Origin of the sequence: Flavonifractor sp. An306 (assembly GCF_002159455.1) — a bacterium.
Taxonomy (GTDB): Bacteria; Bacillota; Clostridia; order Oscillospirales; family Oscillospiraceae; genus Flavonifractor.
Genome location: NZ_NFIQ01000094.1, coordinates 1 through 11563, shown reverse-complemented (window position 1 = coordinate 11563; position 11563 = coordinate 1). Strand labels below are relative to the sequence as shown.

Here is an 11563-nt window from a genome sequence, read left to right as displayed (position 1 = left end):
CAGCCCCACCCCCTCCGCCGGGCCGGTGGAGCAGGGGGAATTTGCCCTGGCCTGTTACCCGTTGGCGGGATTCCACCCCATCACCGGGAGCAACCGCACCAATTTGTCCCTGGGCGGGCTGGTGTATGAGGGTCTTTACGCCCTCAACCAGCAGTTCCAGCCTCTGGAGCAGCTGTGTACCGCCGGGGCCCAGGCGGCCGACGGGCTGAGCTGGACCTTTACCCTCCGCAGTGGCGTTACCTTTTCCGACGGCAGCCCCCTGACCGCGGCGGAGGTCAAGGCCTCTCTGGATCTGGCCCGCACCAGCGCCGCCTATTCCGCCCGGCTGGGCGACATCACCAACGTGACGGCGGGGGAGGGGACGGTGACGGTGACCCTGAGCCGGGCCAACGGGAACCTGCCCGCCCTGCTGGATATCCCCATTGTGAAGGAGACCGGGGGTGTGCCTCTGGGCACGGGGCCCTATGTGCTCTCCGGCTCCGGGGAGGACTGGACCCTCACCGCCCGGCAGGGGTGGTGGCAGGGGGAGGAGCTGCCCCTCCAGACCATTCCCCTCCGGGCCATCCAGGAGGCGGACGACCTGATCCACGCCTTTGACACCCGGGACATTGCCCTGGTCTCCACCGACCTGACGGGCACCAATGCCCTGGGTTTTTCCGGTTCTTTTGATACGGTGGACTACCCCACCAGCGTCATGCTCTACGTGGGGTTCAACACCCGGTCCGGCCCCTGCCAGACCGCGGCGGTGCGGCAGGCGCTGCTGCGGGCCTTTGACCGGGAGATGGTGTCCACCGCCCTCTATTCCAGCCACGCCCAGCCCGCCGCCCTGCCCATCTCCCCCGCCAGCCCCTACTATCCGGAGGAGCTGGCCCAGGAGCTGGAGTATGCCCCCCAGCAGGCGGCTCAGCTGCTGACCGAGGCGGGCTGGACCCAGGGGGAGGGGGGCTGGACGAAGGGCAGGCAGAGCCTGAGCCTTCGCTTTGTGGCCCCGGCGGACAACCCCATCCGGGTCTCCGCGGCGGAGCACCTGGCTGCCGGACTCACCGACCTGGGCATCCAGGTGGACCTGCAGCTGCTGGCGTGGGATGACTACGTGGCGGCGCTGGAGGGTAGGAACTTCGACCTCTATCTGGCCGAGGTGCGCCTTACCGCCGACTTTGACCTCACCGCCCTCATCACCGCCGGAGGCAGCCTGAACTACGGCGGCTACGCCGATACCCAGGCCGCCCAGCTGCTCCAGGAATACCGGGCCGCCGTGGTCCAGGGGCGGGAGACCAGCGGGCTGCGGCTGTATGAGCGGTTGGCGGAGGAGCCGCCCTTTGCGGTGCTCTGCTTTAAAAACTGGTCGGTGCTCACCCAGTGGAACCGGGTCTCCGGCCTGACGCCCACCCAGCAGAATGTGTTTTACGGCTTTGCCAATTGGGACATTGCCTGAGTTACAGAGAGAAGGGAAATGGAAGTATGGGGAAGGTATATCGCTGTTTTGTGGAAAAAAAGCCCGGCTATGATGTGGAGGCCGGCCATCTGCTCGCCGAGCTGAAGGGTACTCTGGGACTGAAGGGCCTCACCGGAGTGCGAGTGCTCCGCCGGTATGACGTGGAGGGTGTGGACCAGGGGACCTACGAGGCCGCCCGCACCACCGTCCTGTCCGAGCCCCAGGTGGACGCCATCACCGACGAGGTGTTTGAACTGCCCCAGGGCTATCAGGCCCTGGCGGTGGAGGCCCTGCCCGGCCAGTACGACCAGCGGGCGGACTCCTGCGCCCAGTGTATCCAGATGCTCACCGGCGGGGAGCGGCCCACCGTCCGCGCCGCCACGCTGTATCTGCTGGCGGGGGAGCTGTCCAAGGCCGACCTGGACAAGGCCAGGGGCTACCTGATCAACCCGGTGGAGAGCCGGGAGGCTGACCTGAACAAGCCGGACACCCTGATGCAGCAGTACCCCGAGCCGGCGGACGTGCCGGTGCTGGACGGCTTCCGGGCGCTGGATCAGGCGGGCCTGGAGGAGCTGCTGAACCAGTACGGCCTGGCTATGGACCTGGCCGACCTGACCTTCCTGCAGCGCTACTTCAGGGATGAGGAAAAGCGGGACCCCACCCTCACCGAGGTACGGGTGGTGGACACCTACTGGTCCGACCACTGCCGCCACACCACCTTCTCCACCCATCTGGACCGGGTGGATATCCAGGACCCCACCATCAACGGGGCCTATCTCCGCTATTTGTCCGCCCGGGATGAGGTGTACGGCCGGGAGAAGGCCGCCCAGCGGCCCCAGACCCTGATGGATCTGGCCACCATCGGCACCAAGGTGCTGAAAAAGCGGGGGGAGCTGCCCGAGCTGGACGAGAGCGAGGAGATCAACGCCTGCTCCATCCACGTTCCCGCCACGGTGGACGGCAAGGAGCAGGACTGGCTGCTCATGTTCAAGAATGAGACCCACAACCACCCCACCGAGATCGAGCCCTTCGGCGGCGCGGCCACCTGCATCGGCGGCTGCATCCGGGATCCCCTTTCCGGCCGGGTGTACGTCCACCAGGCCATGCGCCTCACCGGCTGCGGCGACCCCCGCACCCCGGTGGACCAGACCCTGGCGGGCAAACTGCCCCAGCGGAAGATCGCCCAGACCGCCGCGGCGGGCTACTCCTCCTACGGCAACCAGATCGGCCTGGCCACCGGCCACGTGGCTGAGCTGTACCACGAGGGCTACATCGCCAAGCACCTGGAGTGCGGCGCGGTGGTGGGGGCCGCCCCCGCCGACCATGTCCGCCGGGAGGTGCCCGCCCCCGGGGACGTGGTGGTGCTGCTGGGCGGCCGCACCGGCCGGGACGGCATCGGCGGGGCCACCGGCTCCTCCAAGAGCCACAACCTCTCCTCCCTGGACACCATGGCCAGCGAGGTGCAGAAGGGCAACGCCCCCGAGGAGCGCAAGCTCCAGCGGCTGTTCCGCAACCCCAACGTGACCCGGCTGATCAAGCGGTGCAACGACTTCGGCGCCGGCGGCGTGTCGGTGGCCATCGGCGAGCTGGCCGACGGCCTTGCCATCGACCTGGACGCCGTGCGCAAGAAATACGACGGCCTGGACGGCACCGAAATCGCCATCTCCGAATCCCAGGAGCGCATGGCGGTGGTGGTGGCGCCCCAGGACGTGGACACCCTGCTCCACATGGCCGCCGCCGAAAATCTGGAGGCCTATCCGGTGGCTACCGTCACCGAGAGCCCCCGGATGGTGATGACCTGGCGGGGAAAGACGGTGGCAAACCTGTCCCGGGCCTTCCTCAACACCAACGGCGCGGTGAAGCACGCCCAGGTGAAGGTGGCTCAGCGGCCCGGCCCCCAGACCTTTGAAGAGCGCCCCCTGCATGAGCTGGCGAAGGAGCTGGATTACGCCTCCCGCCGTGGCCTCACCGAGCGGTTTGACGGCTCCATTGGAGCCGCCAGCGTGCTGATGCCCTTCGGCGGCAAGACCCAGCGCACCCCCGCCCAGGCCATGGCCGCCCTGTTCCCGGTGGAGCCCGGCCAGGAGACCGACCAGGCCTCCATTATGGCCTGGGGCTGCGACCCCAAGCAGCTGAGCCGGGACCCCTACTACGGGGCGGTGCAGGCGGTGGTCACCTCGGTGGCTAAAGTTGTGGCCGCCGGCGGCGACTACAAAAAGGTGTATCTCACTCTCCAGGAGTTCTTTGAAAAGCTGCGGGAGGAGCCCACCCGGTGGGGCAAACCCTTCCAGGCCCTGCTGGGAGCCATGGACGCCCAGCTGGGGCTGGGCTGCGCCGCCATCGGCGGCAAGGACTCCATGTCCGGCTCCTTCCTGGACCTGGACGTGCCTCCCACCCTCATCTCCTTCGCCATCGCCCCCGCCAAGGCGGGGGAGGTGCTCTCCCCTGAGTTCAAGGGGGCGGGAAACCCGGTGTATCTGTTCGGCGTGCCTCACCTGGGGGACTTTGAGGGACAGAAAAAGGCATGGGAACAGTTCCATGCCCTGTGCCTGGCCGGAAAGGTGAAGGCCGCCCGGGTGCTGGAGCCCGGCGGAGTGAAAGAGGCCGCCATGCAGATGGCCTTCGGCAACCACATCGGCTTCACCCAGGAGGAGGGCTTTGCCGGCCCCGCCTGCCAGGGCATGATCCTGGCCGAGTGCGACGGCCCCGTGGAGGGGGCGGTGCTGGCGGGCCGCACCACGGCCGAGCCGGTGCTCACCTTCGGCGCGGACACTGCCGCCATCGACGAGCTGCTGACCCTCAACGAGGGGGTGCTGGAGGACGTGTACCCCACCCGCACCGATGAGACCGGAGCGGTGGAGGCCATCTCCTGGGACAAGCGCTCCCCGGCGGTGTGCAAGAGCAAGATTGCCCGGCCCCGGGTGGTCATCCCCGTGTTTCCCGGCACCAACTGCGAGTACGACTCGGTGCGGGCCTGCCTGCGGGCGGGCATGGACGCCGAGACGGTGAATATCCGCAACCTCACCGCCGATGACCTGCTCCAGTCCACCGTGGAGCTGGAGGGCGCCATCCGCAAGGCCCAGATCGTCTTTATCCCCGGCGGCTTCTCCGGCGGCGACGAGCCCGACGGCTCGGCCAAATTCATCTGCTCCTTCTTCCGCAACAGCCGGATCACCGACGCCGTCCACGACCTGCTGAAAAACCGGGACGGCCTGATGCTGGGCATCTGCAACGGCTTCCAGGCCCTCATCAAGCTGGGTCTGGTGCCCTACGGCGAGATCCGGGACATGGACGAGAACTGCCCCACCCTGACCTACAACACCATCGGCCGCCACCAGAGCCGGTATGTCACCACCCGGGTGGCCAGCGTAAACTCCCCCTGGATGCTCAAGTCCAACGTGGGCGACCTCCACGCCATCCCCATCTCCCACGGCGAGGGCCGGTTTGTGGCTCCCCAGGCGGTGCTGGAGGACCTGATCGCCCACGGCCAGGTAGCCACCCAGTACGTGGACGGCAGCGGTGTGCCCTCTATGGACATGGAGGTGAACCCCAACGGCTCTCTGCTGGCCATCGAGGGCATCTTCTCCCCTGACGGCCGGGTCTTTGGCAAGATGGGCCACTCCGAGCGGCGGGGGGACCACGTGGCGCGCAACATCCCCGGCGAAAAGTACCAGCCCCTCTTTGACAGCGGCGCGGAATACTTCAAGTAAAAAAACAGCGGACCGGCCTGGCCGGTCCGCTATTTTTTATGAGATTTTAAGGATCCTTTTACGGCGGTTTCACATAGGAGTGGTACACTGATCCCAACAAAGGAGGAGAGAACGATGATTACCCTGCTGAGCCTGTGTGTACTCTGTCTGGCCACCCTCATTCTCATACCCGTGGTGCTGGTTGTGGTGGGCCTGCCCTTTCTGCTGATGATGGCCCTGCTGCCCTGGCTGCTGCGGATCGTGGGCGTGATCCTGCTGCTCAAGGCCCTCTTTGAGCAGCCCACCCGGTGGGAGAACTTCATGCCCGCCGTCATCGCCTTCGCCCTGTCCATCCTCATCGGCTGGATTGTCTGACGGCTTTACAGCGGCTCCGCCCTCAGGGCGGAGCCGCTGCCGCTTATGGCGTAAAAGGCGTAATCCCCCGGCTTCAATTCCGAACCTGCCAGGGCTTGCCGTACCCCCTCCAGGTCCTCCGGCGGGAACCGCAGGGCCATGCCGCAGCCCAGGGAGATCTCCCGCAGCACCGGCATCACCCGCACGGCCGTCACCGGCTCCAGCAGCTTTTGGGCATAAATAGCCCCGTAGGTGGAGGCAAAGGTGAGCAGCCCGTAGTCCATTACAGGGAGATCACCTTGGCGGCCTTCTGCATCCGGGTGACGATGTCGTACATGTTGCTCACCATGCCCACCTTCAGCTGCTCGGTGAGGCCGTAGAAATTCAGGCAGGTGCCGCATACCTGGATCTCCACCCCGGCGTCGGAGAGGGCCTTCAGGTGCTCCGCCACCTGCTCGTCCAGGGTGGGCAGGCGTACCCCGGCGTTCATGAAGAGCACCGCCCCCGGCTTGTCCTCGCTCTGGGTCAGGGTGTAGAAGAACATCCGCATTAGGTTGGTGCCCAGCTCCCGGTCCCCTTCGCCGATGATGTCCCGGCCCACGAACACCGCCCAGTCCGCCCCCGGTGGGGGCAGGGGAGAATTGACTGCCTCCTCACAGGAGACGCAGCCCTCGCCCCTGGTAAAGTCCAGGGCAAAGGTCCCGCCCTCTTCTTCCCGGACAGCGGCGGCAAAGCCCTGGTTGCCGGCCAGGCGCTTGAGATTTTCCACGGCGGTGGTGTTGTCCACCAGAATGGTGAAGGCCTGCGCCCCCTGGGCTATGGCCCCCTTGGCCATCAGCACCGGCGTGGGGCAGGCCTTGCCTCTGGCGTCAATGATCTGCGACATAAAAATACCCCCTTTGAGAATAATTATACTATGTTCCCCCTGCCGGCGCAAGGGGAGGAAAATGTGAAGAAATTTTTAAAACATGGGAGTGTGACCCGCTCCCGCTTTTTTATTGGCTCAAAATGTGCTATACTGCTTCACGACGGAAACCGAAAGGAGGGAAGGGAAATGGAACTGCTGATGAACTGGATTATGGAGCATCAGGTGGCCTGCGCCTGGTTTACCTCCATCGTCCGCTTTGTTTTTCCCATCCTGGCCCTGCTCATCCTCATCCGCACCATCCGCTCCCTGCTGACGGTGCCCTGCCTGCCGGAGGTGTGGGCCTACCTCACCCTGCCCAACGGCGCCCAGGAGCCCCTGACCCACTGGGAGAACATCCTGGGCCGGGGGGGCAACTCCGACGTGATCTTGAATTACCCCGTGGTGTCCCGGCAGCACGCCGCCCTGATCCGCAACGAGGACGACACCTGGACCGCCTACGACCTGGACTCCAAGGGGGGCGTCACCGTCAACGGCCGGGAGATCGACGGGGCGGCGGAGGTGCGCTACGGCGATGTGCTGGCCCTGGGGGGCGTGGAGACGGTGCTCCTCCCCCTGTCCCCGGAGGAGAAGGCCAAGCGGCGGGAGAACCGCCGCAAGTCCCGGCCGGTGTCCCCCTGGCTGGGGCTGGTGCTCCTCACTATATTCCAGGGTCTGACCGCCATTCAGCTCACCATCAGCGAGGGGGAGGGGGCCACCCCCATCATTCCCCTCACCTTTCTGCTGCTGGCCGGGGTGATGTGGCTCTACTTCCTGGTGCTCCGGGCCACCGGCCGGGTGGGCTTTGAGATGGAGACCATCGCCTTTTTCCTGTCCACCCTGTCTCTGGCTGTCACCTGCTCCTCCAACACCGGAGCCCTGTTCAAGCAATTTCTGTGCGTGGTGCTGGGGCTGGTCCTCTTTCTGGTGCTGGGGATCTTCCTGCGGGACTTGGACCGTACCCGGGAGATCCGCTGGGTCATGGCGGGGGCGGCCATCGTGCTGCTGAGCCTGACGGTGGTGCTCTACGCCGCCGGCCTGACCGAGGCCAAGTACGGCGCGGCCAACTGGCTGAGCATCGGCGGCGTCTCGGTGCAGCCCTCGGAGATCGCCAAGATCTGCTATATCTTTGCCGGGGCCGCCACCCTGGACCGGCTGTTCCGCAAGCGGAACCTGGGGCTGTTCATCGTCCTCACCGGCGTGTGCCTGGCCTGTCTGGCCTATATGAGCGACTTCGGCACCGCCGCCATCTTCTTTATCACCTTCCTGGTCATCGCCTACCTCCGCTCCGGCGACTGGGCCACCCTGGCCCTCATCTGCGGCGGCGGGGTGTTTGCCGTGCTCACCATTTTGTCGGTAAAGCCCTATATCCTCAGCCGGTTCGCCACCTGGGGCCACGCCTGGCAGAACGCCTCGGTGGGCAGCGGCTACCAGCAGACCCGCACCATGTCGGCCGCCGCCTCCGGCGGCCTGGTGGGGGTGGCGCCGGGGGAGGGGTGGCTCCACAACGTGGCCGCCGGAGACACCGACCTGGTATTCGGCATGCTGTGCGAGGAGTGGGGGCTGATCATCGCCGTGCTGGCGGTGCTGGCCATCCTCACCCTGGCGGTGTTTGCCGTCCGGGCCAGCCGGGCGGGCCGCTCCACCTTTTATATCATCGCCGCCTGCGCCGCCACCTCCATGATGGTGTTCCAGACCTGTCTCAATGTGTTCGGGGCGGTGGATATCCTGCCCCTCACCGGCGTGACCTTCCCCTTTGTGTCCAACGGCGGCACCGCCATGATCGCCTCCTGGGGCCTGCTGGCCTACCTGAAGGCCACCGATACCCGGCAGAACGCCAGCTTTGCCATCCGCCTGCCCTCCCGGAAGGAGGAGCGGGGCGGCGCCCGGCTGGCCCCCAGAAGGACGGAAGAATGGGAGGCGGAAGATGAAGAAGATTGAAAAGCGAACCTTCCTCTGTCTGCTGCTGGCGGCGGCCCTGCTGGCGGGTACCGGGCTTTTTGTCCTTCGCTTCGTGCTCTATGGCGGGCGGTGGGCCTCCTTCTCCGCCAACCGGCACCTGTACAACAGCCAGGGCCAGCTGGCGGTGGGCCGGGTGCTGGACCGGGACGGGGACGTGCTCTCCTGGGTGGACGAGAATGGCAGCCGGAAATACTATGACGGGGCCACCGTCCGCAAGGCCACCCTCCACGCCGTGGGGGACGCGGAGGGGAAGATCGGCACCGGGGCCCTGGTGGCCTTTGCCGACAGACTGTCCGGCTACAACCTGTTTACCGGGGCCTACTCCCCTCTGGGAGCGGGCAACGATCTGTACCTCACCATTGACGCCCGGCTCAACTACATTGCCTACCAGGCCCTGGGGGGCAAGAAGGGGGCGGTGGGGGTGTACAACTACAAGACGGGTGAGGTGCTGTGCATGCTGTCCAGCCCCACCTACGACCCTCTGGACCCGCCGGAGGACGTGGAGAATGACCCGGCCTACGAGGGGGTGTACCTCAACCGCTTCCTGTCCGGCACCTTCCCGCCGGGCTCGGTGTTCAAGACGGTGACCCTGGCCGCCGCCATTGAGAACATTCCCGACCTCTTTTCCCGCACCTGGACCTGCACCGGCTCCACGGTTGTGGGCGGGGAGACCATCACCTGCCCTCACGCCCACGGAGCGCTGGACATCTCCTCGGCCCTGGCCAACTCCTGCAACGGGGTGTTCGCCCAGCTGGCCGCCGAGCTGGGTCCGGAGCGGATGAAGCAGTACACCGAACAGGCGGGGCTCACCACCTCTTACAGTGTCAGCGGCCTGCATACCGCCGCCGGGCGGTTCGACTTCTCCGGCACCACCGGCCAGCTGGGCTGGGCGGGGGTGGGGCAGTACAACGACCTGGCAAACCCCTGCGCTATTATGGTGTACATGGGGGCCATCGCCCAGGGGGGCAAGACGGCGGTGCCCGAGCTGGTGCTCAAGACGGTCAACCCCCTGGGGCTGCCCTCTCTGCCCACCCTGACCAGCCGGACCAAGTCCCTGATCAACGCCGACACCGCCGCCACCATGGCGGACATGATGGTGAAAAACGTCACCGACACCTACGGCGCCAGCCGGTTCCCCAACATGGACATCTGCGCCAAGAGCGGCACCGCCGAAGTGGGCGGGGGCAAGGCCCCCCACGCCTGGTTCGCCGGGTTTCTGCGCAACGAGGACGCCCCCTATGCCTTCGTGGTGCTGGTGGAGAACGGCGGCTCCGGCGCCGACGTGGCGGGCTCCGTGGCCGCCAAGGTGCTGGACGCCCTGGTGAATGGATACTGAAACAGCAAGGGAGCGCCCCGGAGGGCGCTCCCTTGTCTGCTTATTTCCCGGCCAGCAGGTCCCCCTGCTCCGGGTGTTCCCCAAACCACTTCTGGGCGTAGGAGCAGGTCAGCTCCGCCTTCATGCCCCGCTGCCGCAGCTGGTCTGCGGCGGCCTGCACCAGCTTGCCCGCCGCCCCCTGGCCCCGGAGAGAGGGGTCCACAAAGGTGTGGTCAATGTCGGCCACGCCGGGGCGCACCTCCGGGAAGGTGATCTCCGCCACCAGGCGGCCCTCCTCATTGTCCATCCAGATCCGGCCGTTTTCCTGCTGAAATTCCATACAATCGCTCCTTTCTATTTCATGGTGTGGCGAGGGTGGGTGCGGATCGAACACACCGGGACGGGAACGCCGTCCCCAACGGTTTTGAAGACCGCGGGGCTCACCAGATACCCTTCCACCCCCATATGGAGGGAGGTCACAGAAACCTGCGGCCCTCCCCGGATGGCTTTGTAACGCCGGTTTTATCCCAGAACTCCAGCAGCAGCAGGGCGTATTTCCGGGATATCCCCAGCCTGTCCCTGGCCTGGGCCAGAGTGAATATTTCTGCGCCGAACTGACCTTTCAGCTCCGCCAGCCCCTCCTCCAGACAGGCGGTGTGAACCCGGCAGCCCTTGCGCACCACTGTCAGCGTCCCCCGGTCAGTGAGGGCCCGGCGGGCCAGCTTCAGCCCCTGCCCGCCGCCGGGGAAGGCGGCCTCCACCGCCCTGTCCTCCGGCGGGCACAGACCCGCCCGGCGGTAATATTCCTCCAGCTCCCCTTCCAGCGGGTCGGGAGACCGGGCGGGGGCGGGCAGTTCCAGCTGGGTCAAAAATGCCTCCGCCGCCCCTCGGGGCAGGTCGGAAAACAGCCGGTCCCGGATGGCGGGTCCCTCCAGGCCCTGGGTCTGCAGCTCCAGCGCCCTGGCCCGATAGCCTGCCAGGGCAGCGGGGGAGAGAAACCAGCCGTCCCCCTCGGCTGCGCCTGTGGCCCGGTAGGGAGCGGGATCACGGGGATGGAGGGGACGGTTCCCCGCCTCCGCCAGCCGCCGGGCGGCGATGGACAGGGGATCGCCGGAGGCCCGAATGCGCAGCCCCTCCAGCCGCTGGGGGTCCTTCCGGCCCCGGCGGGGGGGATGGGTCTCCAGAATGACGCCTCCCCCCAGGGTGGCCAGGGGGGAGAAGAACCGCACCACAAACCGGTCCCCCTCCAGGGCGGCCAGGGGCTGGTCCAGCCGCAGCTGGGCGAAGCCGGTTTCACCGGGCTGGAGCATGTCCCGGCCCAGCAGCACGCACCGGCAGATCACCGCCCTTGCCCCGTGGTGGAGGTGGAGGCGGGAGTTGTTTTTCACCGGGTAGGGGGCATCGGGCAGCAGGGTGAGGGACACGTCCAGCTGATCGGTGACCTCCAGCCCGTCGGGAGGGGCCAGGGTCATGCCCCTGGCCACATCGGCGGCCTTGATACCCGCCAGGTTGACCGCCGCCCGGACGCCGGGGGGCAGCTCCGGCCCCTTGCTCCCGTGGCGCTCCAGCCCCCGGACCTTTGCCCGGGCGTCCCCCGGCCACAGCCGCAGCTCCATGCCGGTCTGGATGGCCCCGCCGGTGAGGGTGCCGGTGACCACTGTGCCGCTGCCCGCCACCGAGAATACCCGGTCAATGTGCAGCCGGGGGGAGCCGGTGGGGGGAGGGGGCGGCAGGTTGTCAAACTGCAGGTCCAGGGCGGCCTGCAGCCCGGTCAGGCCCTGGCCGGTGATGGCGGATACCGGGATCACCGGGGCCCCCTCCAGAAAGGTGCCCTGTACCAGGGCGGCAATCCGGGCCCGCACCCCCGGCTGTTCCCCCAGGTCCGCCCGGGTGAGGGCCACCAC

Annotated in this window: 9 protein-coding genes and 1 tRNA gene; 5 read left to right on the top strand and 5 right to left on the bottom strand. The window is 67.0% G+C overall.

Translation table 11 applies throughout. The annotated features are described in order from the left end of the window. The 3 genes from B5F88_RS17055 to B5F88_RS17045 all read left to right on the top strand — a co-directional run. Positions 1-1435, top strand: a 1435-nt coding sequence (locus B5F88_RS17055; RefSeq protein ID WP_087348473.1) for an ABC transporter substrate-binding protein, incomplete at its 5' end; no start/stop codon positions are given. Positions 1436-1461: 26 nt separating this feature from the next. Beyond that, positions 1462-5145, top strand: coding sequence for a phosphoribosylformylglycinamidine synthase (locus tag B5F88_RS17050; RefSeq protein ID WP_087348471.1), 3684 nt, complete (start codon positions 1462-1464; stop codon positions 5143-5145). Between the two features lie 114 nt (positions 5146-5259). Beyond that, a complete protein-coding gene (locus tag B5F88_RS17045; protein ID WP_087348469.1) occupies positions 5260-5499 on the top strand; it encodes a phage-shock protein in 240 nt (79 codons plus the stop codon). Between the two features lie 5 nt (positions 5500-5504). On the opposite strand, the gene B5F88_RS17040 is transcribed toward B5F88_RS17045, so the two are convergent. Continuing rightward, complete coding sequence (locus B5F88_RS17040) at positions 5505-5762, bottom strand: DUF3343 domain-containing protein (RefSeq protein WP_087348467.1); 258 nt, start codon at positions 5760-5762, stop codon at positions 5505-5507. After that, positions 5762-6364, bottom strand: a complete 603-nt coding sequence (gene yedF / locus B5F88_RS17035) for a sulfurtransferase-like selenium metabolism protein YedF (protein WP_087348464.1) — start codon at positions 6362-6364, stop codon at positions 5762-5764. Before yedF ends, B5F88_RS17040 begins: the two co-directional genes overlap by 1 nt. Positions 6365-6532: 168 nt before the next feature. On the opposite strand from yedF, the gene B5F88_RS17030 reads away from it, so the two are divergent. Further along, positions 6533-8323: an FtsW/RodA/SpoVE family cell cycle protein gene (locus tag B5F88_RS17030; protein ID WP_087348462.1), complete on the top strand. Its 1791-nt coding sequence runs from the start codon at positions 6533-6535 to the stop codon at positions 8321-8323. Further along, a complete protein-coding gene (locus B5F88_RS17025; RefSeq protein WP_087348459.1) occupies positions 8310-9680 on the top strand; it encodes a penicillin-binding transpeptidase domain-containing protein in 1371 nt (456 codons plus the stop codon). Before B5F88_RS17030 ends, B5F88_RS17025 begins: the two co-directional genes overlap by 14 nt. 40 nt (positions 9681-9720) lie before the next feature. Here the strand turns inward: B5F88_RS17025 and B5F88_RS17020 are convergent, their stop codons facing one another. The 3 genes from B5F88_RS17020 to B5F88_RS17010 form a co-directional block, all read right to left on the bottom strand. Continuing rightward, a complete protein-coding gene (locus tag B5F88_RS17020; RefSeq protein WP_275532952.1) occupies positions 9721-10053 on the bottom strand; it encodes a GNAT family N-acetyltransferase in 333 nt (110 codons plus the stop codon). Beyond that, a tRNA-Sec gene (locus tag B5F88_RS17015) sits at positions 10027-10122 on the bottom strand. Before B5F88_RS17015 ends, B5F88_RS17020 begins: the two co-directional genes overlap by 27 nt. Positions 10123-10135: 13 nt before the next feature. Then, the coding region (locus B5F88_RS17010; RefSeq protein ID WP_140402166.1) for a selenocysteine-specific translation elongation factor at positions 10136-11563 on the bottom strand (1428 nt) is incomplete at its 5' end.